Here is a 24480-nt window from a genome sequence, read left to right as displayed (position 1 = left end):
GGTGGCGATCGCCGAGGGGCGACCGGATCGGCAATCAGAAGGTCGGCGTGTCAGCCCGTGGGATCAGCGCGTGAAGCTCGCGCTCGTCTTGCTCTCGGTCTCGATCCGGTCGAGGCATGTCTCGCGGCTGGCCTCGCCGCCTTCGCAGGCGAGCACGTCGTTCAGGAGGACGCGGCCGATCTTCGGGCAGGAAAGGGCCGGGAAATCGAACAGCCGCACCATGGTCTTTCGGTCTTGGATGGGGCCGAGTTCGACGGCGAGGCGCTTCTGCGCGACGCCTTCCGTATCGAACGCGAAGAGGTCGAGCTTGAGGGATTTCAGCGCGGGGCCGCGGCTGTTGTCCACGAGGAGATAGGTGCGGCACGCCTCGCCCGCCGGCTCAAGACGGTTGAGCTCGAGCTTCAGAGGGCTGGGTTTCGCATCCTGGGCGACGGCGGGCGCGCCCCATCCCACCGAAAGGGCAGCGGCGATCAGCGCGGCGCCAATGGCACGGCCGGCCGGGAAGGATGGGAATTCGGTCACGCAGTGCGCCTCGTTCATAACGGTCCGATTCTCCTCGGTTACGGCAGTCCCAAGTCGCATGCCCAAGTTGCCTGCCCAGGTTGCCTGCGTCGATGCGCCTTCGCGAACGGCAATCGCAGAGACCCCCAGGGGGATCGTCTTCGGCGGTTCCTCTGGCATTGAGCGCGACGCTCGCGGTGCGGTGCCGCTCCAACCTGACGCATGACGCCCGGCGCTCGCACCGCCGCATCGTTCGACGTGGCGCGGAGTATCCGAGTTGTTCCTGTAAGATCAAGCTTTGCGCTGAAAATCAGAGCAGTTCCAAACTGTTACTGCGACGCTCGGCGCAGCGAAGGGATTGCCTAATGCTCCCATGTCAATTGCTTGATCATCCCAGGTTTCCCTTTTTGGCGACATCCACAGCCTCTTCCTGTCCGCTCCGCTGATCTTCGGGCTCGACATTTCCGTGCGGTCAGGGAGGCGAGTCGACGCGAGGACCGGTCTGACGGCGGTGCCCTTGATGCCGCTTTTCCACATCTCCATATCGCGGAGACCGGCAGACGACCGCCGGGAGGAGTGCTGCTTCAGGCGGGCTCCGACAGATCGAAGTGCCTCATCTATCGACCCCGGGGCTTCGCCAAGGACTAGATCACGTGACCACACGGCCTTCACCGTTCGGACATCCGTTTCTTCTCGGCTTCGACGAAATCGAACAGGCCCTCGACCGCGTGTCGAAGGCGGCCAATGATGGGTATCCGCCCTACAATATCGAGCGGGTGGCCCGTTCCGACGATCAACCGGAGCGGCTGCGGATCACTCTCGCGGTGGCCGGGTTCACCCGGGACCAGCTCGACGTGATGCTGGAGGAGAACCAACTCGTGGTGCGAGGGCGGCAAGTCGACGACAAGGCGCGGCAATTCCTGCACCGAGGCATCGCCGCGCGTCAGTTCCAGCGTGCGTTTCTTCTCGCCGACGGCATGGAGGTGATGGGCGCGGACCTTTCGAACGGGCTCCTGTCCATCGATCTGACCCGCCCCGAGCCGGAGCGGATCGTCCGCAAGATCGCCATCGCGTCGCGCGACGAGGTCTGAGGGCACACTGAGTTTTCACCCGGGTTACGGGCCGAACGCGGCGCCGATCCTATACGCTCTGCCTCGAAAGGAGGGCATCATGACCGATTTCAATGCGAACCCGATCACCCAGGCCGATCTCGACCCGGCCGAATTCAATGCTGCCGATCTCGCCGCCCTCGGCGAAGGCCACATTGCCTATGTGCGCCCGATCCGTTCCGATGAGGTGAAGCGGCTGTTCCCGCAGGCTCCCGAACTGTCGCCGGGCCTCGACCTGTTCGCCCTGCTCTCGGCCAGCGGAGCTCCGATCCTCCTCGCCGATTCGCGGGATGCGATCGTCGCCAACGCCATGGCCAACGACCTTTTCGCCGTCAGCCTCCACTGAGGCGCAAAGGGGGCGCTCAGGCGATCTCGGCCACCGCTGCCGTCAGCCGGGCTAGATCCTGCGGACGAGACAGCCGGTGGTCACCATCGGCGATGAGGGTGAGGATTGTGCCGGCGGCTGGCAGCCGGCCCACCGTCGCGATCGCGTGTTCGTAAGGCACATCCTGGTCCTTCATGCCCTGCAGGATGTGGATGGGGCAGCCCGGATCGATCGGCGCATCGAGCAGCAGGTGCCGGCGTCCGTCCTCGATCAGCGACATGGTGGTGGGGACCGGGTCGGGTCCGTATTCCGTCGCCCGCCACCAGACGCCGTCCCGTTCCATCGTCGCGCGGATCTCCGGCGGGAAACGCTCCCACATCAGCGTCTCGGTGAAATCGACGGCCGGTGCGATCAACACCATTCCGGCCGGTGCGGCGTCGCCGCGCAATGCTCGGGCTCGCGCGACCAGACAGGCGATCCAGCCCCCCATCGACGAACCGATGAGGATCGGTGGCCTCGTCACGGTCGCGTCCAGCACCGCCATGGCGTCTTCCAGCCATGTGGAGATGGTCGAGGCGGCGAACTCGCCTTCCGATTCTCCATGTCCGGTATAGTCGAACCGGATGAGGGCACGGCCGTGGTCCCGCGCCCAAGCGTCGAGGACTGTCGCCTTGGTCGCCCCCATGTCAGATCGGAATCCCCCGAGCCAGACGAGCGGAGGCCCGTCCCCCTCGCGGATCCGTATCGCGATGCGGCGCGCGGCGTCTCCCTCTCCAACCGAGATGAAGATCGGGTTCTGGCGGGTCGCGAAATCCATGCTTCATCCGTAATCCGAAGAAAACGAGAATTGAATGCCTCGGAGTCGCTTTTCGTTTACCGAGACGTAAAGCGTGCCCCCGATGCTGGAGACCATGATCGAGACACGAGACGAATACCGGGCCTGCGCCGAAAACCAATGTCCGTCGTGTCTCCGGTTCCGAAAAGGATCACTGGAGTGAACGGCGGCGAGCGGTCGGGCGCAGGCTTTCCCGGTGACATCCAGCCTCTGGCGGGCGCAACGATCCTGCAGATCATTCCTGCCCTCGATGCCGGCGGCGCGGAGCGTACGACGGTGGATGTAGCAGCGGCATTGGCCGCCGTCGGGGCCCGTGCCCTGGTGGCGACGGAAGGCGGGCGGCTCGTCGGCGAGATGCAGGCCAAGGGTGGAACCTGGCTTCCCTTTCCGGCGGCCTCCAAGAATCCCCTCGCCATGGCCGTGAATATCGGTCGCCTCGCCAGCCTGTGCCGGCGCGAGGGGGTTCAGATCGTCCATGCCCGCTCACGTGCCCCCGCCTGGGTGGCGCTCGGGGCGGTACGACGGCTGAAGATCCCCTACGTGACCACCTATCACGGCAGTTATTCCGGCCGGACCGGGGTGAAGGTGCTCTACAATTCGGTCATGGCGCGGGGCGACGTGGTCATCGCCAATTCCCACTACACCGCCGACCTCATCCGGATGCTTCATCCCGAGCAGGCCGGTGACCGCGTGCGGGTCGTCCATCGCGGTACCGACCTCGCCCAGTTCTCGCCCGGCGCCGTGGCACCGGCGCGCGTCGAGGCCCTGCGCCGATCCTGGGGGGTCGCCCCGCACCAGCGCGTTGTTCTTCTCGCCGCCCGGCTGACGGCCTGGAAGGGCCAGCGCGTGCTGATCGAAGCGGCATCCGTCCTGCGGGACCGGGGTGTCGCCGATGTCGCCTTCATCCTGGCCGGAGACCCGCAGGGTCGCTCTGCCTACGAACGTGAGCTCGATGCGCTGATCGAGGCCCGCGGACTCCGCGATATCGTGCTGCGGGTCGGTCATTGCACCGACATGCCGGCCGCCTTCCGGGCGGCCTCGGTGGTGGCCGTCCCCTCCGTGGAGCCCGAGGCATTCGGGCGTTCGGCCGTGGAGGCCCAGGCCCTCGGAACTCCAGTGGTGGTCTCGGATCTCGGCGCGGTGCCCGAAACGGTGCTTGCCCCGCCGGAAGTGCCCGCCGCGCAGCGCACCGGCTGGCGCGTGCCTCCAGGCGACGCACCGGCCCTGGCAGAGGCCTTGCTCGAGGCGCTGAATCTCGGGGCCAGTGCGCGGGACGCCATGACCCGCCGGGGACGTGCGCATGTGGAAGCGCATTTCTCCCTCGACGGCATGGTGGGCGCCACTTTGGACATCTATGCGGAGCTCCTTGCGGGCCGCGCGCGATGATGCCGTATCGACGGGTTCGTGAACCAAAGCGGTTCGAGCCTGTTGACACGGGACGCAGTTCGGACATGGTGTCCGCAACCGGATTGCCGGAGCGATTGGTGGCCAGGTCTAGCCCTCGGGGCGATGTCCGCAGGCTGCCGTTTCGTCGTTCACGAGGAGATTGAAGCCATTCGTAGACCAATGAGAGCCATGCCGGCCCCGCAGAAGGACGGGCCGCGCGCCAACAGGGACATCCGTGGCGTCCGCGAAGTGCAGCTCATCGATGATACCGGGCAGAACCGCGGTGTCGTCGCCTTCTTCGACGCGTTGGCCCTCGCCGAAGAGGCGGGCCTCGATCTCGTGGAGATCGCGCCGAACTCCGTTCCTCCCGTCTGTAAGCTGCTCGATTACGGCCGCTTCCGCTTCAACGAACAGAAGAAGCAGAACGAGGCCCGTAAGAAGCAGAAGACGGTCGAGGTCAAGGAGATCAAGCTCCGCCCCGGCATCGACAAGCACGATTACGACACCAAGATGAAGGCCGTCATCCGGTTCTTCGAGGAAGGCGACAAGGTGAAGGTCACCCTGCGCTTCCGCGGCCGTGAGATGGCTCACCAGGATATCGGCCTGCGCCTGCTGGAGCGGGTGAAGAACGAGACCCAGGAAATCGCCAAGGTGGAAAGCGAGCCGATGCTCGAAGGCCGCCAGATGATCATGATCCTGGCGCCGCGCTGAGACGCTTTCCGTCCCTTGACTGGACTTGAGAACATTGAAAGCCGCTTCCCGATCCGGGAAGCGGCTTTTTTATCGCCTCGTGGCCACTCACGGTATCCCGTGATTCGGCACGGCTTTGCATCCGCGGAGAGGGGAGGGGCGGCGTGTGAACCGCCCCCGAGGGTTACTTCACCACCGACACCTGCGCGTCGCCGACACGCCTGAGCACGTTGACCGTGACATCGCTTCCGTAGCGCTGGACACGCAGGTCGATCCGCGATTCGCCCAGCTTGAGGTTGAAGATCGAGACGCCTTCGAGGAAGTCCGGCAGGGTGGGGTTGCGGAGCCGGATGCGGTTGCGGTCGTGCTGGATCTCCAGGCCGATACAGGCGGAGAGGAAGGCGAAGGGTGCCGCCGCGGCCCAGGCCTGGGGCGAGCAGGCCACAGGGTAAGAGACCGGTCCGCGCTGGTTGCGCCGCATGAAGCCGCAGAACAGCTCCGGCAGGCGCTTCTGGTCCTGGTAGAGCGCAGTATCGAACATGCCCTGGAAGATGCGCGACGCTTCGGGCTTCAAGTCGTAGCGAGCGAGGCCCATCGCCACCATGGCGTTGTCGTGCGGCCAGATCGAGCCGTTATGATACGACATCGGATTATAGCGGGCCTCACCACGCGCGATGGTCCGCACGCCCCAACCGTTGAACCCGTCCTTCGACAGAAGATTGCCGGCAACACTGGCGGCCCGCTCCGGCAGGGCGATGCCGGTGAAGAGGGCATGGCCGGCATTGGACGAGCGCACGGCGCATTGCTTCTTCGCTCCGTCTAGGGCCAGCGCGTAGGTGCCGATCTCCTCGCACCAGAATGCTTTGTCGAAATTCTCACGCAGGTGCCGGGCCTCGTCTCCGAGGCGGGTGGCGAGAGCGTCATGGCCGAGCAAGGTCGCGAGTTTGGCCATGCCGTTCTTGGCGGCATAGACGTAACCCTGGACCTCACACAGAGCGATCGGCCCCTTTGCGAGCTGTCCGTCGGTGTGGAAGATCGAATCGTGGCTGTCTTTCCAGCCCTGGTTCTCCAGGCCCTTGTCGGTGTCGCGGGCGTATTCGACGAAACCGTCGCCGTCCCGGTCGCCGTACTTGTTCATCCATTCGACGGCGAGTTCGAGGGCCGGCCAGATCCGCGCAATGGTCTCCCGGTCGCCGGTGACGGCATAATACTCATAGGCCAGCATGACGAAGAGCGGCGTGCCGTCGATCGTGCCGTAATAGTGGCGGAACGGCACTTCGCCGAGCATCGCCATCTCGCCGCGCCGGGTCTCGTGTAGCACCTTGCCCGGCTGGGCATCGGCGGCGGGGTCCACGGCCTTCGCCTGGGTCGAAGCCAAGTAGCGCAGGACGCCCTTGGCGAAATTCGGGTCGATCCAGAGGGCCATCATCGCGGTGATGATGCCGTCGCGGCCGAACACGGTGGAGTACCAGGGGATGCCGGCGAAGGGGTAGATTCCCTCGGGCGTGCGGCTCGCCAGCATGTAGAGGTCCGCGGTGGCGCGGCAGGCCGCTTCGTTGAACTGGTCGTTCGACGAGATGATCGTGGTGATCCCGGCGGTGAGCTGGCGCAGGTCCCGGCGCGCGTCGCGATAGGCGCGGGCGAAGATCACACCTTCGCCGAGACCCTTCGGGTGACGTGCTCCGGCTCCGCTGCCCGCCGCCTGCGACAGACCGGCGGCTGCATCCTCGCCCACCTTTTCGGCGGCCGGGGCACTGGTGAAGGCGCGGTGCGATTCACAGACCACGCGGATGAACAGCGACGTCCGGCCGCCAGGGGGCAGCGAGACTTCGAACTCGGCCCGGCCCGGCTCGATATGTTTCGGCTTCGGCCCGAAATGCAGGCTCGTGGTGCGGACCACCTCGTCGAGACCGACATAGCGGAACTGGACCTCGGTCTCGCTCGCCACCTGGACGCTACGCTTGCCCCGGATGGGACGGTCCATTCCGCGCACCTCGAACAGGTCGCGGTAATCGGCGTCGAAGGTGATGCCGATCTTCAGCTTCCAATGCCGAGAATCGTAATTGCGCAGGCCGATCCGGTCGTAGCAGGCCCCCTTGAACAGGAACTTGGTACGCTCGATCGCGATCAACTCGCGCGGGATCGTGGTCTCGTCGTGCGCGTCGATGCGGATGTCGGGCGTCGTCATGTCGACGCTCAGCGCACCGTTATCGTCCTGCATCACCGAGGAGAGGAGGAGTGGCCGCTGCTCCTCGATGGTGAAGCCGAGGCGCGAGAGGTAGCGGGTATCCTGGAAATACAGGCCTTCTGGCCCAGGCAGCACGCCGATATCGCCGTAGCTGTCGAGGACGGCGAAGGCCTCTCCGTACTTCAGCGAGCGCAAGGGACGCTCCACCAGCGAGGTCTGCGCCTCGATATGATATTGCGGCAGCACCGCGTCGGCATCCTGGAAGCCTTGCCCCAGGCCATTCGCGCTGGAACCGTCCTGTGTCGTCGCCGTGGAAGTGTTCGCCGCCATGCCTGAACGTCTCCGGGAAGTGGGCTGCCGGACCTGCAGCATCGAGGCGAAGCCATACCCGGCCCGATGCCGCAGATCATTGTTTAAGTTCGGACTCGCATGAAACGCGGCCATGCGTTTCGGCCCGATACGCTCGATCGTAGCCCGCGAATCAAAAGGCCGCCGATCGCGACCAGGCGACTCGGCGGCCTTCTGGAACCGGTCTCGGCGGATCCGCTCGAAGCGGCACCGATACGCGGAAGGTTAGCAAGGCTGATGCCCGATGGCATCAGCCTTTCGCTAGAGATTTTCAGGCGGGCATCGCCGCGGCTGAGAGCGAGGGGCGGGCCGAACCGTTCAAGTCGCCATAATGCGGAGTGAAGGCGCCCGCATGCGGCATCGTGATCACGTTGGGCTGACCCGCGATCAACTGCTCGTAGACCGCCACGTACTTCTTCACCATGCACTCGGCGGTGAACTGGGTCTCGAAGTGGCGACGGACACCGGCGCGGCTCATGGTCTTCACCTTGTGCACGGCCGCGATGGCATCATCCATCGTGTCGCAAAGGACACCGCTGACGCCGTCGGCGATGACTTCGGGAACCGAGCCGTTGCGGAACGCGATGACCGGAGTGCCGGCCGACATCGCCTCGATCATGACGAGGCCGAAAGGCTCCGGCCAGTCGATCGGGAAGGCCAGCGCCAGCGCGTTGCCGAGGAAGTCCTTCTTCTGTTCTTCGTTGATCTCGCCGATGAACTCGACGAGCGGGTGATGGATCATCGGCTCGATGACCTCATCCCAGTAATCCTGGTCTGCCTTATCGACCTTCGCGGCGATCTTGAGCTTCACGCCGGACTGGATCGCCATCTGAATCGCGCGGTCGGGGCGCTTCTCCGGAGAGATGCGACCGAGGAAGGCGAGATAGCCACCTTTGGCGTCCGGGTAATACGGGCAGTTCTCGGCCGGCAGGCCGTGATGGATCGTCGACTGCCAGTTCGAGTTGGAAGGCATCGGTTCACGCTGATTGTCGGAAATCGACACCAGCGGCATGCCCGTGAAGGTACGGTAGACCGGCATGAAATCAGGCACGTCGAGGCGGCCATGCATGGTCGTCACGCACTTATGGTAAAGATCTTCGAACATCGGATACTGAAGCAGATCGATGTGAAAGTGCAGCACGTCGAATTCGTGGGCCCGCTTGTGCACGTTGTGCAGCATGGCGAGATGGCTCGCGGTATGGTCCCGGTAGCCGAGAAGGCGAAGGCCCTCCGGCGTGCAGGCCGCCAGCTTGGCCGACGTCTCGGAATCACCGCTGGCGAACAGCGTGACGTCATGGCCCTGGCGGACGAGTTCTTCCGTGATCCACGATACGACGCGCTCGGTGCCGCCATAGAACTTGGGAGGCACGGCCTCCGAGAGCGGAGCAATCTGGGCAATGCGCACGAAACGTCTCCTGTAAGGTCGAATGTTGCGACGACCTAACGCCAACCGGCCTGAGTGGGACATGAACGGAACTCACGGCCAAGGTTATGGTTCCGAGCGCTTGCCAAGCGCCATGTTTACCTTTGCGTTAACCTTGGATGTCCCCGGTATCCTCGTTTCCACCCGGCCCATCGACCCGGTCCGGCGAGGCGCGGTGCCATGCAGGAAGCCGGCCAGAACTCCCGGTCGGTAGGCCCGGTGAGGCCCATCTTGGCGGGGCCTGCGCGGATCGGTCGTGTTGAAGGATGCGATCCTTGGCATACCTCCGTGTCATGCCTGGATTTGTGCGACGCAGGACGCCCTTGTTTCGCTCAAGGGGGTCGTCTAAGCCTCGCGCCTGCGCAGTCTGGCATTGGAGCAATTCCATACCATCCCGGCGCTCGCGAGGCGTTTCGCACGCCACGAACACGAGAGGTGTCGCATGACAGGCCTGTTGGCGGATTATCTGCCCCTCATCGTCTTCATCGGCGTGTCGCTCTTCATTGCGGTGGCGTTGCTCGTGGCGCCCTTTCTCGTGGCCTATAATAGCCCCGATCCGGAGAAGCTTTCGGCCTACGAGTGTGGCTTCAATGCCTTCGATGACGCCCGCATGAAGTTCGATGTGCGGTTCTACCTCGTTGCTATTCTTTTCATCATCTTCGACTTGGAAGTGGCATTCTTGTTCCCCTGGGCGATCACCTTCGGTGAGCTCGGCTGGTTCGGGATGTGGTCGATGATGGCCTTCCTCGGCGTGCTCACGGTCGGGTTCGTCTACGAGTGGCGCAAGGGCGCCCTCGAATGGGACTAACTATCCCGTCGACCTGACAATCGCATTGCCCGAAGCCTGATCCCGAGAAACCGATGGCCTTCAGCCCCGATATCACCCGGATCCCTGCCGTTGCACCGGCACCGAAAGGGATCATCGACCCGAATACCGGTCGCCCTATCGGCGCCGACGATCCGACCTTTCTGTCGATCAACAGCGAACTCGCCGACCGTGGTTTCCTGATCACCTCGACGGACGACCTCATCAATTGGGCCAGGACCGGCTCGTTGATGTGGATGACATTCGGCCTCGCCTGTTGCGCCGTCGAGATGATGCAGATGTCGATGCCGCGGTATGATTGTGAGCGCTTCGGCTTCGCTCCGCGCGGTTCGCCCCGGCAATCCGACGTGATGATCGTCGCCGGCACGCTGACCAACAAGATGGCTCCGGCCCTGCGCAAGGTCTACGACCAGATGCCCGAGCCCCGCTACGTGATCTCCATGGGCTCCTGCGCCAATGGCGGCGGCTACTATCACTATTCCTATTCGGTGGTGCGCGGCTGCGACCGGGTGGTGCCGGTGGACATCTACGTGCCTGGCTGCCCGCCCACGGCGGAGGCGCTACTCTACGGAGTGCTTCTGCTCCAGAAGAAGATCCGCCGTACCGGCACGATCGAGCGCTGAGGATCCGCGATGAGCAACGGCATCTCGATCCTCGCGCATACGGCCGCCCCCGCCGACGGTTCGCTCCAGGCGCTCAGCGACCATGTGGGCGCGGCCCTCGGGCCGGCCATCGTCTCGCGCGCCATCGCCTTCGGTGAGCTGACGTTGAACGTTCAGGCGAGCGATATCGTCTATGCGCTCACCTATCTGCGCGATGACCCGACCTGCGCGTTCCGCTGCTTCATCGATATCTGCGGCGTTGATTATCCCAACCGGGCCAAGCGCTTCGACGTGGTCTACCACCTGCTCTCACTGCGCCATAACAGCCGCATCCGGGTGAAGGTGCAGGCCGACGACCAGACCGCCGTACCCTCCGTCATCGAGGTGTTCCCGGCGGCAAACTGGTTCGAGCGCGAAGCCTACGACCTGTATGGAATCCTGTTTTCGGGACATCCGGACCTGCGCCGGTTGCTCACTGATTACGGTTTCGAGGGCCACCCCCTGCGCAAGGACTTCCCGCTCACCGGCTTCGTCGAGGTCCGCTACGACCAGGACGAGGCCCGTGTCGTGTACGAGCCGGTGAAGCTGACCCAGGAATTCCGGAACTTCGACTTCCTCTCGCCGTGGGAGGGCACCGAATACGTGCTCCCGGGCGATGAGAAAAAGTCGGCTTGAGCAGCGGAGCGAGGCCATGACCGAGCACAATATCCGCAATTTCGCGATCAATTTCGGGCCGCAGCACCCGGCGGCACACGGCGTTCTGCGTCTCGTGCTGGAACTCGACGGCGAAATCGTCGAACGCGTCGACCCGCATATCGGCCTGCTCCATCGCGGCACCGAGAAGCTGATCGAGCACAAGACCTACCTGCAGGCGACGCCGTATTTCGACCGGCTCGACTATGTCTCGCCGATGAACCAGGAGCATGCCTTCTGTCTCGGCATCGAGAAGTTGCTCGGGCTCCAGGTGCCGCGCCGGGCTCAGCTGATCCGCACGCTGTTCTGCGAGATCGGTCGCATCCTGTCTCATCTCCTCAACGTCACCACGCAGGCCATGGATGTGGGCGCACTGACGCCGCCGCTCTGGGGCTTCGAGGAGCGTGAGAAGCTGATGATCTTCTACGAGCGCGCGTCGGGTGCTCGTCTCCATGCCAATTACTTCCGGCCCGGCGGCGTGCACCAGGACCTGCCGCCCGCGCTGATCGACGATATCGAAGCCTTCATCGACCCGTTCCTGCAGGTGGTCGACGATCTCGACGACCTCGTCATGTCGAACCGCATCTTCAAGCAGCGCAACGTCGATATCGGCATCGTCACTGTGGACGAGGCCATGGCCTGGGGGTTCTCGGGCGTGATGGTGCGCGGCTCCGGCATCCCGTGGGACCTGCGTAAGTCGCAACCCTATGAATGCTACGAGGAGATGGAATTCGACGTCCCCGTGGGAAGGAACGGCGACACCTACGATCGGCAGGTCATCCGCATGGAAGAAATGCGGGAATCGGCCAAGATCATGCGCCAGTGCTGCATCAAGCTGCGCGAGCCGGCGGGAATGGGGGCGATCGCCGCCACGGACGGTAAATTTGCACCGCCGCCGCGCCGGGAAATGAAGCGCTCGATGGAAGCGCTGATCCATCATTTCAAACTCTACACCGAGGGCTTCCACGTGCCGGCCGGCGAAGTCTACGCCGCCGTCGAAGCGCCCAAGGGCGAGTTCGGCGTCTATCTCGTGGCCGACGGCACCAACAAGCCCTACCGCTGCAAGATCCGCGCTCCGGGTTTCGCCCATCTCCAGGCCATGGACTGGATGTGCCGCGGCCACATGCTGGCCGACGTGTCCTGCGTGCTCGGCACGCTCGACATCGTGTTCGGCGAGGTGGACCGGTGACGGTATTCGAGGTTTCGCACTAATGGCCAATCGCAGACTCGCCCCCGCTTCCGAGCAGCCGGCCAGCTTCGCTTTCTCGCCCGAGAACGCCGAATGGGCCAAAGGACAGATCGAGAAGTATCCCGAAGGCCGTCAGGCCTCCGCGGTGATCCCGCTGCTGTGGAAGGCGCAGGAGCAGAATGGCGGCTGGCTTCCGCAGAAGGCCATCGAGGCGGTGGCCGCCGAACTCGGCATGCCGCATATCCGCGTGCTCGAAGTCGCGACTTTCTACACGATGTTCGCCCTTGAGCCGGTGGGCCGGTTCTGGATCCAGCTCTGCGGCACGGTGCCGTGCGATTCCTGCGGTGCGCGCGAATTGAAGGGCTATCTGCAGGAGCGCCTCGGCGCACCCGGCCACGTCAGCGCAGACGGGAATTTCTCCTGGCTCGAAGTCGAGTGTCTCGGCGCCTGCTGCAACGCGCCCATGGCCCAGATCAATCAGGATTACTACGAAGACCTGACGCCCGAGCTCCTCGGCAAACTGATGGACGACCTCGCGGCTGGACGCCCGGTCAAGATCGGTTCGCAGGTCGGGCGCACGTCATCCGAGCCGATGGGCGGGGCCGACACGCTGAGCGACGAGACCTTGTTCGACGGGTCGCGCGTGGGCGCATGGCGGAAGCGGTTCGAAGATCAGGCCGCGAAATCCGACGATGCAGTTGGCAAGTCCGAAGCTGTCTCGTCCGAGCAGCGCGCGGCGTCGGACCCGAAGCCGGCCAAGCCCGATTCGGGCCGCGCCGTGGAGGAGCCGCCGACCGACGCCCCAGCTCAGCTTAACGCATCCGGCGAGACGCCGGTGAAGCCGGGCGACAAGGCCGATGCGGCCGACCCGAAGGAATCGACGGCCCAGCCGAACAAGCCGGCTCCGTCCGCGCCCGAGACGATCGCCGAGGCCGAGGCCGCTGGAGCCGAGGCGGGGACGCAATCCGATCTGCCACGCGATGAACCGCCGCCGCAGCCGGTCGCCTCCGGCGCGAGCGCGGACGAATCGTCACCGAAACCGACCGAACCGAAGACGCCGTCCGCCAACGCGAAGGAGATCTGACATGCTCTCCGATCAGGATCGCATCTTCACCAATCTGTACGGTCTGCATTCGCCCGGTCTGGAAGAGGCCAGGAAGCGCGGCGCGTGGGACGGCACCAAGTTCCTGCTGGAAATGGGCCGCGACTGGATCATCGACGAGATGAAGGCGTCCGGGCTGCGCGGGCGCGGCGGTGCCGGCTTCCCGACGGGCCTGAAATGGTCCTTCATGCCCAAGAAGTCAGATGGGCGTCCGCACTACCTCGTGGTCAATGCCGACGAATCCGAGCCGGGGACCTGCAAGGACCGGGAGATCATGCGGCACGATCCGCATCTCCTGATCGAGGGCTGCATGCTGGCCTCGTTCTCGATGGCCGCCCATGCCTGCTACATCTACATCCGTGGCGAGTACGTTGCCGAGAAGCACGCCTTGCAGAAGGCGGTCGACGAAGCTTACGCCGCTCGTCTCGTCGGCAAGGACAATGTCCACGGCTACCCGTTCGACATCTACGTCCATCACGGTGCCGGCGCCTACATTTGCGGCGAGGAAACCGCCCTGCTGGAAAGCCTCGAAGGCAAGAAGGGCATGCCGCGGCTGAAGCCGCCCTTCCCCGCCAATATGGGCCTCTATGGTTGCCCGACGACCGTGAATAACGTCGAGTCGATCGCGGTGGCGGGGACCATCCTGCGCCGGGGCGGGGCCTGGTTCGCCGGGTTGGGGGGCAAGAACAACACCGGCACCAAGCTGTTCTGCGTCTCCGGCCACGTCAACAAGCCGTGCAACGTCGAGGAAGAACTCGGCATCACCTTCCGCGAGCTGATCGACAAGCATTGCGGTGGCATGCGCGGCGGCTGGGACAACCTGCTCTGCTCCATCCCCGGCGGCTCTTCAGTGCCCCTGGTGCCGGCTGAGCAGATCATCGACGCCAAGATGGACTTCGACACCCTGAAGAATCTCGGCTCCGGTCTCGGCACGGCGGCGGTCATCGTCCTCGACCGTTCCACCGACATCGTGTCGGCGATTGCCCGCATCGCCTATTTCTACAAGCACGAATCCTGCGGCCAGTGCACGCCTTGCCGCGAGGGCACGGGCTGGATGTGGCGTGTGATGCTGCGCATGGCCGAAGGCCGCGCCCAGCGTCGCGAGATCGACATGCTCCTAGACGTGACGAAGCAGATCGAGGGCCACACGATCTGCGCGCTCGGCGACGCGGCGGCCTGGCCGATCCAGGGCCTCATCCGCCATTTCCGTCCCGAGATCGAGAAGCGCATCGACCGCTACAGCGCCAACCCGCACAGCGATCCTGTGCGGATCGCCGCGGAGTGATCGACATGTCGTTCGGACCGAAATTCGTTACCGAGAAGCACGCATGACCAAGCTCATCGTCGACGGCACCGAGGTCGATGTTCCGGCCGAGTACACCCTGCTCCAGGCCTGCGAAGTCGCGGGCGCGGAGATCCCGCGCTTCTGCTTCCACGAACGGCTGTCCATCGCGGGCAATTGCCGGATGTGTCTCGTCGAGCTGAAGGGGGCGCCTAAGCCCGTCGCCTCATGCGCCTATGCGGTGAAGGATTGCCGACCCGGACCCAACGGCGAGCCGCCAGAGATCCTGACGCGGTCCGGAACCACGAAAAAGGCCCGCGAGGGGGTGATGGAGTTCCTCCTCATCAATCACCCGCTCGATTGTCCGATCTGCGACCAGGGCGGCCATTGTGACCTGCAGGATCAGGCGATGGCCTACGGCGTGGATTCGACCCGTTACGGCGAGAACAAGCGCGCCGTCGAAGAGAAATATATCGGCCCGCTGGTGCGGACCGCCATGAACCGCTGCATCCATTGCACCCGCTGCGTCCGCTTTCTCGCGGAAGTGGCCGGCGTGCCGGATCTCGGCGCCATCGGGCGTGGCGAGGACATGGAGATCACGAGCTATCTCGAGAGTGCCATGGGCTCCGAGCTTCAGGGCAACGTCGCCGATCTCTGCCCCGTGGGCGCCCTCGTCCACAAGCCACAGAGCTACGAGGTGCGGCCCTGGGAGCTGTCGAAGACCGAATCCATCGACGTGATGGACGCAGTCGGCTGCGCCATCCGTGTGGACGCCCGTGGCCGTGAGGTCATGCAGATCGAGCCTCGGGTGAACGAAGACATCAACGAGGAGTGGATCTCCGACAAGACCCGCCATGCGGTGGACGGGCTTCGGGCGCAGCGTCTCGACCGGCCGTACCTGCGTGAGAACGGCCGCCTGCGCCCCGCCTCCTGGGGCGAGGCGTTCGCCGCCATCGCCGCCCGGATGAAGAGCGCCGACCCGAAGCGTGTTGGCGCCATCGTCGGTGACCTTACCGCCGTGGAGGAGATCTATGCCCTGAAGACCCTGATGGGGTCGCTCGGCGTGACCAATCTCGATTGCCGTCAGGCCGGCGAGGCGATCGACCCGGCTTGGGGGCGCGCCGCCTACACGTTCAATCCCACCATTCCGGGTATTGAGGAGGCGGATGCGATCCTGCTCGTCGGGACGAACCCGCGCCTGGAAGCCTCGCTTCTCAACGTTCGTATCCGCAAGCGTTGGCGCATGGCGCCTCTGGCGGTGGGCCTGATCGGCGAGGCGGCGGATCTTACCTATCCCCATACCTATCTCGGCGCCGGCCCCGAAACCCTGGCCGATATTGCCGCCGGAAAGCATAGCTTCGCCGAGGTGCTGAAGAGCGCAAGCCGACCCCTCGTGATCGTGGGAACCGGTGCGCTGACCCGGCCCGACGGCGCTGCCATCCTCTCGTCGGCGGCGGCGCTCGCCAAGGATATCGGTGCGGTCACCGCCGAGTGGAACGGCTTTGCCGTACTCCAGACCGCGGCGGCCCGCGTCGGCGCGCTCGATCTCGGCTTCGTGCCGGGGGAGGGGAGCCTCGGATTCGGGCGGATGGGGGAGCCGGGCGCCCTCGACGTGCTGTTCAACCTCGGTGCCGACGAGGTCGAGATCGGCGCAGGCGCGTTCGTGATCTACCAGGGCACCCATGGCGATCGCGGCGCGACCCGCGCGGACGTGATCCTGCCGGGCGCGGCCTATACCGAGAAGAACGCCACTTTCGTCAATCTCGAAGGCCGTGTTCAGACGACCAACCGCGCCGGTTTCCCGCCGGGAGACGCCCGCGAGGATTGGGCGATCCTGCGGGCGCTCTCCGATGTCCTCGGCAAGCGCCTTCCCTTCGATTCGCTCGGGGCCCTGCGTCGCGACCTCTATGCGGCGTACCCGCATCTCGCTGCCCTCGACGCGATAACCACGAGCGACGTGGCCGCCACCGTCGACACGCTTGCGGGGCTCGGAGGCGAGCCGGGCCGTCCGGCCTTCGTGTCCGCGGTTCCGGATTTCTACCTCACCAACGCTATCGCCCGCGCTTCGCGGGTCTTAGCCGAATGTTCGAGCCTCGCGCAGACGCGCGGTCTCGAAGCGGCGGAATAAGGGCTGCCGACCATGCTGGAAATCGTCGGCACCGTCCTACTGCTGATCCTGAAGAGCTTCGTGCTCCTCGCCTTGCTGCTGGTGTTCATTGCCTATGCGCTGCTGGCCGATCGTAAGATCTGGGCGGCGGTGCAGCTGCGGCGCGGCCCCAACGTCGTCGGACCATGGGGCCTGTTCCAGTCCTTCGCCGATCTGCTGAAGTTCGTGCTGAAAGAGCCGGTGATTCCGGCAGGCGCCAATAAGGGCCTGTTCTTGCTGGCACCGCTTGTCTTCGCCACCTTGGCTCTCGCCGCCTGGGCGGTGATCCCGCTGGCGGAAGGCTGGGCCATCGCCGACCTCAATGTCGGCATTACCTACATTTTCGCGATCTCGTCACTCGGCGTCTACGGCGTGCTGATGGGCGGCTGGGCCTCGAACTCGAAATACGCATTCCTCGGCGCGCTCCGCTCTGCAGCGCAGATGATCTCGTACGAGGTCTCCCTCGGATTCGTCATCATTTGCGTCCTCCTTTGCGCCGGGTCGCTCAACCTCTCGCGCATCGTGATGGCGCAGGACACCTCGCTGGGCATCCTCGGCTGGTACTGGCTCTGGCTGTTTCCGATGTTCGTGGTGTTCTTCGTCTCGGCGCTCGCCGAGACCAACCGCCCGCCCTTCGATCTGCCGGAGGCCGAATCGGAGCTCGTGGCGGGCTACATGGTCGAGTATTCCTCGACGCCCTACCTGCTGTTCATGCTCGGCGAGTACGTGGCGATCATGACCATGTGCGCGTTGGGAACGGTGCTGTTCCTCGGCGGCTGGCTCTCGCCGATTCCCTTCGCGCCCTTCACCTGGGTGCCGGGCCTGATCTGGTTCGCCCTGAAGGCCAGCTTCCTCTTCTTCATGATCGCCATGGTGAAGGCCATGGTGCCGCGCTACCGCTACGACCAGCTCATGCGCCTCGGCTGGAAGGTGTTCCTTCCGCTTTCCCTCGTCTCGGTCGTGGTCGTCGCCTTCGTCCTCAAGCTGACCGGCCTTGCGCCGGGCGTCTGACAACCCCTCACGGAGATCCGAGCCATGAAGCTCGATCAGGTCGCAAAGGGTCTGCTGCTGAAGGAGTTCGTGTCGGGGTTCGCCCTCGCCATGCGCTACTTCTTCAAGCCCAAGGCCACGATCAACTACCCCTTCGAGATGGGGCATCGCGGGCCGCGCTTTCGCGGCGAGCACGCGCTGCGCCGCTATCCGAACGGTGAGGAACGCTGCATCGCCTGCAAGCTGTGCGAGGCGATCTGTCCCGCGCAGGCCATCACCATCGAGGCTGGCCCGCGCCGCAACGACGGCACGCGCCGCACCACACGCTACGACCTCGACATGGTGAAATGCATCTATTGCGGCATGTGCCAGGAGGCCTGTCCGGTGGATGCCATCGTGGAGGGGCCGAACTTCGAGTTCTCCGTGGAGACCCGCGAGGAGCTTCTCTACGACAAGGAGAAGCTTCTCCTGAACGGTGACCGTTGGGAGCGTGAGATCGCGCGCAATCTCGCAGTGGACGCACCATACCGGTGATGACACGCCGCTCCGGCGGTTGTGCGCCGCAGGGGTGGGTTCTATAGACGGGCGGCCTGCACGGGCTGGTTTGAATTTAGGCAGAAGGGGCCGTCCTCGGGACGGCTGATCTCCATAATCGCATGAGTGCAGCCGCAGCCTTCTTCTACCTGTTCGCCGGTGTCGCGATCGCGTCCGCGTTCATGGTCATCACCTCGCGCAACCCTGTCGCGTCGGTGCTCTTCCTCATCCTCGCCTTCGTCAACGCGGCCGGCTTGTTCGTGCTGATGGGGGCCGAGTTCCTGGCGATGATCCTGGTGGTCGTCTATGTCGGCGCCGTCGCCGTACTGTTCCTCTTCGTCGTGATGATGCTCGACGTCGATTTCGCGCAGCTGCGCCAGGGCTTCCAGCAGTACCTGCCGATTGGCGCGCTAATCGGCGCGATCTTCCTCATCGAGCTCCTGCTGGTGGTCGGCTCCTGGACGATCGATCCCGGCCTGATGCAGGCGCCGCTCGGTCCTCTCGCCAGTGTCGAGGGTGTCACCAACACCCAGATGCTTGGGCGCGTGCTGTACACCGATTACGTTTTCTTCTTCCAGCTGGCCGGTCTGATCCTGCTGGTGGCGATGATCGGGGCCATCGTGCTCACTTTGCGTGACCGGCCCGGCGTGAAGCGCCAGAACATCGCCGTGCAGAATGCGCGGACGCAAGGGATGGCGGTGGAAACCCGCAAGGTGCCGTCTCGCCAGGGCGTCGAGGTCTGATGTCGGCTCAACACAAGGATCAGCGCTCATGATCGGCTTGAGCCATTACCTGACGGTGGCGGCGATCCTGTTCACGCTCGGCGTGCTCGGCATCTTCGTGAACCGAAAGAACATCATCGTCATCCTGATGTCGGTCGAGCTCATCCTACTTGCGGTGAACATCAACCTCGTCGCGTTCTCCACCCATCTCAACGACATCACTGGCCAGATCTTCGCCCTGTTCGTGCTCACGGTGGCGGCGGCGGAGGCAGCCATCGGGCTCGCTATCCTCGTCGTGTTCTTCCGAAACCGCGGCTCCATCGCGGTGGAGGACGTGAACATGATGAAGGGCTGAGCTTCACCCAAGCCGAGCCGCGCGGCTTACCGCGCGATCCCATTGACGAGAATGGAGCGAGGCCGGGTATCCGGCACGCTTCCGGAGGCCGGGCCAGCCAGCGATGTATCACGCGATCGTCTTCTTCCCGCTCATCGGCGCCCTGCTCGCCGGCCTGTTCGGCCGGCAGCTCGGCCCTCGCATGTGCGAGTACATCACCACTGGCTTCCTGGCCTTCTCAGCGCTCCTGTCCTGGGGCGCGTTCTTCGAGGTTCCGGGCTCCGATCATGCCACCCGCGTGCAGGTGGCGACGTGGTTCACCGCCGGTGACCTCGTGGTCGATTGGGCCTTCCGCATCGACACGCTGACCGTTGTGATGCTGGTGGTGGTGACGACGGTCTCCACTCTCGTCCACCTCTACTCGGTGGGCTACATGGAAGAGGATCCGCACCGGCCGCGCTTCTTCGCCTATCTGTCGCTGTTCACCTTCGCCATGCTGATGCTGGTGACGGCCGACAACCTCGTGCAGATGTTCTTCGGCTGGGAGGGCGTCGGCCTCGCCTCCTACCTGCTGATCGGGTTCTGGTACGAGAAGCCTTCGGCCAACGCGGCGGCGATGAAGGCCTTCATCGTCAACCGGGTCGGCGATTTCGGCTTTTCGCTCGGCATCTTCCTCGTCTTCGTCCTGTTCGGTTCGGTGGCCTTCGACGGCATCCTGCCGCGCGCCGCGGAGCTCAAGGACGCCACGTTCCACTTCCTCGGCTATGACTGGAACGCCATGACCCTGGCGTGCCTGCTCCTGTTCATGGGCGCCATGGGCAAGTCGGCGCAGTTCCTGCTCCATACCTGGCTGCCGGATGCCATGGAGGGACCGACACCGGTCTCCGCCCTGATCCACGCCGCCACCATGGTGACGGCGGGCGTCTTCATGGTGGCGCGCCTGTCGCCCCTGTTCGAAGTGGCGCCGAACGCCCTCATTGTCGTCACCATCATCGGCGGTATCACCGCGTTCTTCGCGGCCACGATCGGCATGGTGCAGAACGACATCAAGCGGGTCATCGCCTACTCGACCTGCTCGCAGCTCGGCTACATGTTCGTGGCGCTGGGCGTCGGCGCCTATTCGGCCGCCGTGTTCCACCTCTTCACCCACGCTTTCTTCAAGGCGCTTCTGTTCCTCGGCGCCGGCTCGGTCATCCACGCGATGCATCACGAGCAGGACATGCGGAACATGGGGGCGCTCCGCCGCTACATCCCCTTCACCTCCGCGATGATGACCATCGGCACCCTAGCGCTGATCGGCTTCCCTTTCACTGCCGGCTACTATTCGAAGGACGCGATCATCGAAGCGGCCTATGCCTCGACGCGGCCCGGCCACACGCTCGCCTTCCTGTGCACGGTCGTCGCTGCATTGATGACCTCGTTCTATTCCTGGCGCCTGTTCTTCATGACGTTCGAGGGGCCGGCCCGCTGGGCGGGCCACGGCGCCGCGCACCATGACGATCATCACGCTGCACCTGCTTTGGCTCACGCCGCCTCTGCTGCCGCCGACGGCGCACCGGGACACCACGAGGGTGTCGCGCACGACGACAAGGGCCATGACGTAGAGCCGGCGTCTCACAGCGCCATCGAGCATCACGACCATGCGCACACGCCGCATGAGAGCCCGCTGGTTATGACGATTCCCCTGGCTATCCTGGCCTTCGGTGCCCTGTTCGCCGGTCTGCTGTTCAAGAACCGCTTCATCGGCGAGGGCATGGAATCGTTCTGGGGGCACGCCCTCGGTCATGGCCCCGACAACCACATCATGCACGACATCCATTCGGTGCCGGCTCTTGTGGCCTACTCGCCCTTCATCATGCTGGTGATCGGCTTCCTGTTGGCCTTCTGGATGTATATCCGCCGGCCCGAACTGCCGGGCCGGCTCGCCGCCCAGCAACCGAGCCTGTACCAGTTCCTGCTCAACAAGTGGTATTTCGACGAACTCTACGACCGGATCTTCGTGCGCCCGGCCAAGAACTTCGGCAAGTTCCTCTGGAAGGAGGGCGACGGCCGGGTCATCGACGGGCTAGGCCCCGACGGCATCGCCACCCGCGTGCTCGACGTCACCCGCGGGGTCGTCCGACTGCAGACCGGTTACGTCTATCATTACGCCTTCGTCATGCTCATCGGCGTCGCCGCCATTGTCAGCTGGTACATGCTCACCGGCCTGCCCAAGGTCGGACACTGATGTCTCGCGCAATGACGGCCGCCAACCCGTATCGGAGTGCCCGCTAGATGTTCGGCCTCGGCATTCTTTCCGGCCTGCTGATCGTGCCGCTCTGCGGCGCGGCCTTCGTCCTGACCCTCGGCAACGAATCCGAGAGCGTGAAGCGCAATGCCCGCTGGGCCGCGCTCGCGACCACCATCGTCACCTTCCTCCTCAGCCTCGTCGCCTGGGGCCGGTTCGACCCATCGACATCGAGCTTCCAGCTTGTCGAGACCCATGGCTGGCTCGCCGAGACGATCAAATTCAAACTCGGTGTCGACGGATTCTCGATGCCGTTGATCCTGCTCACCACGTTCCTGATGCCGTTCTGCATCGGTGCGTCGTGGCTCTCGGTGAACACGCGGGTGAAGGAGTATTTCGTCGCGTTCCTCGTCCTCGAGACGACGATGATCGGCGTGTTCTGCTCCCTCGACCTCGTGCTGTTCTACCTATTCTTCGAAGCCGGCCTGATCCCGATGTTCCTCATCATCGGCATCTGGGGCGGCAAGCGCCGGATCTACGCGAGCTTCAAGTTCTTCCTCTACACCTTGCTCGGCTCGGTGCTGATGCTCCTCGCCATCATGGCGATGTACTGGCAAGCCGGCACCACCGACATCCCGACCCTGCTGCAAACCCGCTTCCCGGTAGGCATGCAATACTGGCTGTGGCTCGCCTTCTTCGCCTCCTTCGCGGTGAAGATGCCGATGTGGCCGGTCCATACCTGGCTGCCCGATGCCCACGTGGAGGCGCCCACCGCCGGTTCGGTGATCCTGGCCGGCATCCTGCTCAAGATGGGCGGCTACGGCTTCATCCGAATCTCGCTACCGATGTTCCCGGATGCCAGCGCCTATTTCGCTCCGATGGTCTTCGCCCTCTCGGTCATCGCGATCATCTTCACGTCGCTGATCGCGCTGATGCAGACCGACATCAAGAAGCTCATCGCCTATTCGTCTGTGGCGCATATGGGCTTCGTGACGCTGGGCCTGTTCACCCTCAATGAGCAGGGCATCCAGGGCGCCCTGTTCTTGATGATCTCACACGGCATCGTCTCGGGCGCGCTCTTCGTCTGCGTCGGCGTGGTCTACGACCGGATGCACACCCGCGAGATCGCGGCCTATGGCGGTCTCGTGAAGCGCATGCCGCTCTATGCGGCAGCGATGATGGTGTTCACCATGGCCAATGTCGGCCTGCCCGGCACGTCGGGCTTCGTCGGCGAGTTCCTGGCCATGATGGGGGCCTTCAAGGCCAACCCGACGGTCGCGTTCTTCTCGGTCTTCGGCATCATTCTTTCGGCCGGCTATGCCCTCTGGCTTTATTCCAGGGTGATCTATGGCAAGCTCGAGAAGCCCAACCTGCAGGGCATCCTCGATCTCGACCTGCGGGAGAAGCTTATCCTCGCGCCTCTCGTCGCCCTGACGATCTATTACGGCGTGCATCCCGCGCCCATCCTCGACACCTTCGCCCCCTCCACGGAGGCGCTGATGCAGAGCATGAAATCCGCGCTCTCGAACACGCAGACCGCGGCGGTTCTTCCGCCCGTGGCGCGCTGAAGGTCGACGTAAGATGACCGCTATCCAGGCTGTCCTGCCCTCTCTCTCGCCGGTAATGCCCGAGCTGATCCTCGCGATCGGCGTGCTCGGACTGATTCTCTACGGCGCCTTCCGGGGTGAGCGCTCGGTGGAGAGCATCAATGTCGGCGCGCTCATCCTGTTGATTCTCGCCTTCTTCGTGGTCGTGTCGCAGTCGGGTGCCAAGATCACGACCCTCAACGGGTCGTTCATCATCGACAACTTCTCGAAGGTGATGAAGGCGCTGATTCTGCTCGGCTCGGCCGCCACGATCCTGCTCTCGCGCGACTATTTTCAGCGCGAACGCATCGACCGGTTCGAGTTCCCGATCCTGATCGTGCTCTGCACCATCGGCATGATGGTGATGGCCTCCGCCAACGATTTGATCGCCCTCTATCTCGGCCTCGAACTGCAGTCGCTTGCTGCTTACGTGATCGCCGCCTTCCACCGGGACAACCTGAAATCCACCGAGGCCGGGCTGAAGTATTTCGTCCTTGGAGCCTTGTCTTCCGGCATGCTGCTCTATGGCTCGTCACTGGTCTACGGCTTCACCGGCACCGTCTCCTTCCCCGGCATCGTCTCGGCACTGAACGACAATGCCGGTTTCGGCATCGTGCTGGGCATCGTGTTCGTCGCTGCGGGCGTCGCCTTCAAGATGTCTGCCGTGCCGTTCCACATGTGGACACCGGACGTCTACGAAGGGTCGCCCACTCCTGTGACGGCGTTCTTCGCCTCCGCGCCGAAGATGGCCGCCGTCGCCATGACCGTGCGGGTTTTCATCGGCGCCTTCCCGGACGTGACCGCGATCTGGCAGCAGATCATCGTTTTCGTCGCCATCGCTTCGATGACGCTCGGTTCTTTCGCGGCCATCGGCCAGCGCTCGATCAAGCGCCTGATGGCCTATTCCTCCATCGGCAATATCGGTTACGCCCTCATCGGTCTCGCCGCTGCCTCGGAGGAGGGGATCCGAGGCGTGGTGATCTACATGATCATCTATCTTGCCATGACGCTCGGCGCCTTCGCCGTGCTTCTCTCGCTGCGTCGCGGCGGCCAGATGTACGAGACGGTCGACGATCTTTCCGGTCTTTCCCGGACACATCCGGTCATGGCCTTCTGCCTCGCCGCGATGATGTTCTCACTCGCCGGCATCCCGCCGCTCGCCGGCTTCTTCGGCAAGTTCTATGTCTTCGCCGCCGCCATCAAGGCCGATCTCGTGGGCCTCGCGGTGATCGGCGTCGTGACCTCGGTGGTCGGCGCGTTCTATTACCTGCGTCTGGTCAAGGTGATGTATTTTGACGAGCCGCAAGCTCCCTACGAAGTGATGCCGCCCGGCCTGCGCATCGTGCTCGGTCTCTCGAGCGCCGTCGTGGTCCTGTTCTTCCTTGTGCCCTCTCCCCTTGTCAGCGCGGCAGGTGCCGCGGCCAAGTCGCTGTTCTAGGATT

At 64.3% G+C, this 24480-nt stretch carries 22 protein-coding genes; 18 read left to right on the top strand and 4 right to left on the bottom strand.

Translation table 11 applies throughout. The features are described from left to right. Window positions 1-63: 63 nt before the first annotated feature. Entirely contained in the window at window positions 64-540 is a 477-nt protein-coding gene (locus tag ASF32_RS23420) for a hypothetical protein (protein WP_056434399.1), read from the bottom strand. 614 nt (window positions 541-1154) lie between these two features. Here ASF32_RS23420 and ASF32_RS23415 point away from each other — a divergent pair. Further along, window positions 1155-1592: an Hsp20 family protein gene (locus tag ASF32_RS23415; protein ID WP_056434397.1), complete on the top strand. Its 438-nt coding sequence runs from the start codon at window positions 1155-1157 to the stop codon at window positions 1590-1592. A gap of 79 nt (window positions 1593-1671) precedes the next feature. Next, window positions 1672-1956, top strand: coding sequence for a DUF1150 domain-containing protein (locus ASF32_RS23410; RefSeq protein WP_056434395.1), 285 nt, complete (start codon window positions 1672-1674; stop codon window positions 1954-1956). Window positions 1957-1972: 16 nt separating this feature from the next. Here the strand turns inward: ASF32_RS23410 and ASF32_RS23405 are convergent, their stop codons facing one another. Next, window positions 1973-2752: an alpha/beta hydrolase gene (locus ASF32_RS23405; protein WP_056434394.1), complete on the bottom strand. Its 780-nt coding sequence runs from the start codon at window positions 2750-2752 to the stop codon at window positions 1973-1975. Window positions 2753-2890: 138 nt separating this feature from the next. Between ASF32_RS23405 and ASF32_RS23400 the strand changes: the two genes are divergently transcribed. Both ASF32_RS23400 and infC read left to right on the top strand, forming a co-directional pair. Then, on the top strand, window positions 2891-4156 hold the full coding sequence (locus ASF32_RS23400) for a glycosyltransferase family 4 protein (RefSeq protein WP_244478152.1): 1266 nt from the start codon (window positions 2891-2893) through the stop codon (window positions 4154-4156). 189 nt (window positions 4157-4345) lie between these two features. Next, entirely contained in the window at window positions 4346-4867 is a 522-nt protein-coding gene (gene infC, locus ASF32_RS23395; RefSeq protein WP_018042013.1) for a translation initiation factor IF-3, read from the top strand. A 163-nt stretch (window positions 4868-5030) separates the two neighbouring features. Here infC and ASF32_RS23390 read toward each other — a convergent pair whose 3' ends face one another. After that, the gene (locus ASF32_RS23390; protein ID WP_056434390.1) at window positions 5031-7364 is read right to left on the bottom strand and encodes a glycogen debranching N-terminal domain-containing protein; all 2334 of its coding nucleotides are present in this window, start codon (window positions 7362-7364) and stop codon (window positions 5031-5033) included. A 289-nt stretch (window positions 7365-7653) separates the two neighbouring features. Further along, a complete protein-coding gene (locus ASF32_RS23385) occupies window positions 7654-8787 on the bottom strand; it encodes a glycosyltransferase family 4 protein (protein ID WP_056434388.1) in 1134 nt (377 codons plus the stop codon). A 460-nt stretch (window positions 8788-9247) separates the two neighbouring features. Between ASF32_RS23385 and ASF32_RS23380 the strand changes: the two genes are divergently transcribed. From ASF32_RS23380 to nuoN, 14 genes are all read left to right on the top strand, one after another. Then, complete coding sequence (locus tag ASF32_RS23380) at window positions 9248-9613, top strand: NADH-quinone oxidoreductase subunit A (protein ID WP_056434386.1); 366 nt, start codon at window positions 9248-9250, stop codon at window positions 9611-9613. A 53-nt stretch (window positions 9614-9666) separates the two neighbouring features. Further along, on the top strand, window positions 9667-10254 hold the full coding sequence (locus tag ASF32_RS23375) for an NADH-quinone oxidoreductase subunit B (RefSeq protein ID WP_019906836.1): 588 nt from the start codon (window positions 9667-9669) through the stop codon (window positions 10252-10254). A gap of 9 nt (window positions 10255-10263) precedes the next feature. Next, window positions 10264-10908, top strand: a complete 645-nt coding sequence (locus ASF32_RS23370; protein WP_056434384.1) for an NADH-quinone oxidoreductase subunit C — start codon at window positions 10264-10266, stop codon at window positions 10906-10908. 16 nt (window positions 10909-10924) lie between these two features. After that, window positions 10925-12115, top strand: coding sequence for an NADH-quinone oxidoreductase subunit D (locus ASF32_RS23365; protein WP_056434382.1), 1191 nt, complete (start codon window positions 10925-10927; stop codon window positions 12113-12115). 22 nt (window positions 12116-12137) lie between these two features. Further along, on the top strand, window positions 12138-13199 hold the full coding sequence (gene nuoE, locus ASF32_RS23360) for an NADH-quinone oxidoreductase subunit NuoE (protein ID WP_056434380.1): 1062 nt from the start codon (window positions 12138-12140) through the stop codon (window positions 13197-13199). Window position 13200: 1 nt separating this feature from the next. Beyond that, window positions 13201-14502 carry an NADH-quinone oxidoreductase subunit NuoF gene (gene nuoF, locus ASF32_RS23355; RefSeq protein WP_056434378.1) on the top strand — a complete coding sequence of 434 codons (1302 nt, stop codon included), beginning with the start codon at window positions 13201-13203 and terminating at the stop codon, window positions 14500-14502. 43 nt (window positions 14503-14545) lie between these two features. Continuing rightward, window positions 14546-16627: an NADH-quinone oxidoreductase subunit NuoG gene (gene nuoG, locus ASF32_RS23350; protein ID WP_056434376.1), complete on the top strand. Its 2082-nt coding sequence runs from the start codon at window positions 14546-14548 to the stop codon at window positions 16625-16627. Window positions 16628-16639: 12 nt separating this feature from the next. After that, complete coding sequence (nuoH, locus tag ASF32_RS23345; RefSeq protein ID WP_056434374.1) at window positions 16640-17656, top strand: NADH-quinone oxidoreductase subunit NuoH; 1017 nt, start codon at window positions 16640-16642, stop codon at window positions 17654-17656. Between the two features lie 24 nt (window positions 17657-17680). Then, the gene (nuoI, locus tag ASF32_RS23340; RefSeq protein ID WP_056434372.1) at window positions 17681-18169 is read left to right on the top strand and encodes an NADH-quinone oxidoreductase subunit NuoI; all 489 of its coding nucleotides are present in this window, start codon (window positions 17681-17683) and stop codon (window positions 18167-18169) included. A 122-nt stretch (window positions 18170-18291) separates the two neighbouring features. After that, on the top strand, window positions 18292-18912 hold the full coding sequence (locus ASF32_RS23335) for an NADH-quinone oxidoreductase subunit J (protein WP_056434370.1): 621 nt from the start codon (window positions 18292-18294) through the stop codon (window positions 18910-18912). A 28-nt stretch (window positions 18913-18940) separates the two neighbouring features. Beyond that, window positions 18941-19246: an NADH-quinone oxidoreductase subunit NuoK gene (gene nuoK, locus ASF32_RS23330; RefSeq protein ID WP_056434368.1), complete on the top strand. Its 306-nt coding sequence runs from the start codon at window positions 18941-18943 to the stop codon at window positions 19244-19246. A gap of 103 nt (window positions 19247-19349) precedes the next feature. Next, entirely contained in the window at window positions 19350-21452 is a 2103-nt protein-coding gene (nuoL, locus tag ASF32_RS23325) for an NADH-quinone oxidoreductase subunit L (RefSeq protein WP_056434366.1), read from the top strand. 47 nt (window positions 21453-21499) lie between these two features. Further along, window positions 21500-23020: an NADH-quinone oxidoreductase subunit M gene (locus tag ASF32_RS23320; protein ID WP_056434364.1), complete on the top strand. Its 1521-nt coding sequence runs from the start codon at window positions 21500-21502 to the stop codon at window positions 23018-23020. Window positions 23021-23033: 13 nt separating this feature from the next. Then, complete coding sequence (gene nuoN / locus ASF32_RS23315) at window positions 23034-24476, top strand: NADH-quinone oxidoreductase subunit NuoN (RefSeq protein ID WP_056434362.1); 1443 nt, start codon at window positions 23034-23036, stop codon at window positions 24474-24476. The last annotated feature ends 4 nt before the right edge of the window (window positions 24477-24480 follow it).

This window comes from Methylobacterium sp. Leaf91 (assembly GCF_001422815.1).
GTDB lineage: Bacteria > Pseudomonadota > Alphaproteobacteria > Rhizobiales > Beijerinckiaceae > Methylobacterium.
Note: the sequence above shows the minus strand (reverse complement) of the source record. Positions and strands in the feature narration are given on the sequence as shown.

Bases quoted from the DNA above. Each gene is read 5' to 3' on its own strand.
- ASF32_RS23420 (WP_056434399.1), bottom strand. From the start codon at position 540: ATGAACGAGGCGCACTGCGTGACCGAATTCCCATCCTTCCCGGCCGGC.
- ASF32_RS23410 (WP_056434395.1), top strand. From the start codon at position 1,672: ATGACCGATTTCAATGCGAACCCGATCACCCAGGCCGATCTCGACCCG.
- ASF32_RS23405 (WP_056434394.1), bottom strand. From the start codon at position 2,752: ATGGATTTCGCGACCCGCCAGAACCCGATCTTCATCTCGGTTGGAGAG.
- ASF32_RS23400 (WP_244478152.1), top strand. From the start codon at position 2,891: ATGTCCGTCGTGTCTCCGGTTCCGAAAAGGATCACTGGAGTGAACGGC.
- infC (WP_018042013.1), top strand. From the start codon at position 4,346: ATGCCGGCCCCGCAGAAGGACGGGCCGCGCGCCAACAGGGACATCCGT.
- ASF32_RS23390 (WP_056434390.1), bottom strand. From the start codon at position 7,364: ATGGCGGCGAACACTTCCACGGCGACGACACAGGACGGTTCCAGCGCG.
- ASF32_RS23380 (WP_056434386.1), top strand. From the start codon at position 9,248: ATGACAGGCCTGTTGGCGGATTATCTGCCCCTCATCGTCTTCATCGGC.
- ASF32_RS23375 (WP_019906836.1), top strand. From the start codon at position 9,667: ATGGCCTTCAGCCCCGATATCACCCGGATCCCTGCCGTTGCACCGGCA.
- ASF32_RS23370 (WP_056434384.1), top strand. From the start codon at position 10,264: ATGAGCAACGGCATCTCGATCCTCGCGCATACGGCCGCCCCCGCCGAC.
- ASF32_RS23365 (WP_056434382.1), top strand. From the start codon at position 10,925: ATGACCGAGCACAATATCCGCAATTTCGCGATCAATTTCGGGCCGCAG.
- nuoE (WP_056434380.1), top strand. From the start codon at position 12,138: ATGGCCAATCGCAGACTCGCCCCCGCTTCCGAGCAGCCGGCCAGCTTC.
- nuoF (WP_056434378.1), top strand. From the start codon at position 13,201: ATGCTCTCCGATCAGGATCGCATCTTCACCAATCTGTACGGTCTGCAT.
- nuoG (WP_056434376.1), top strand. From the start codon at position 14,546: ATGACCAAGCTCATCGTCGACGGCACCGAGGTCGATGTTCCGGCCGAG.
- nuoH (WP_056434374.1), top strand. From the start codon at position 16,640: ATGCTGGAAATCGTCGGCACCGTCCTACTGCTGATCCTGAAGAGCTTC.
- nuoI (WP_056434372.1), top strand. From the start codon at position 17,681: ATGAAGCTCGATCAGGTCGCAAAGGGTCTGCTGCTGAAGGAGTTCGTG.
- ASF32_RS23335 (WP_056434370.1), top strand. From the start codon at position 18,292: ATGAGTGCAGCCGCAGCCTTCTTCTACCTGTTCGCCGGTGTCGCGATC.
- nuoK (WP_056434368.1), top strand. From the start codon at position 18,941: ATGATCGGCTTGAGCCATTACCTGACGGTGGCGGCGATCCTGTTCACG.
- nuoL (WP_056434366.1), top strand. From the start codon at position 19,350: ATGTATCACGCGATCGTCTTCTTCCCGCTCATCGGCGCCCTGCTCGCC.
- ASF32_RS23320 (WP_056434364.1), top strand. From the start codon at position 21,500: ATGTTCGGCCTCGGCATTCTTTCCGGCCTGCTGATCGTGCCGCTCTGC.
- nuoN (WP_056434362.1), top strand. From the start codon at position 23,034: ATGACCGCTATCCAGGCTGTCCTGCCCTCTCTCTCGCCGGTAATGCCC.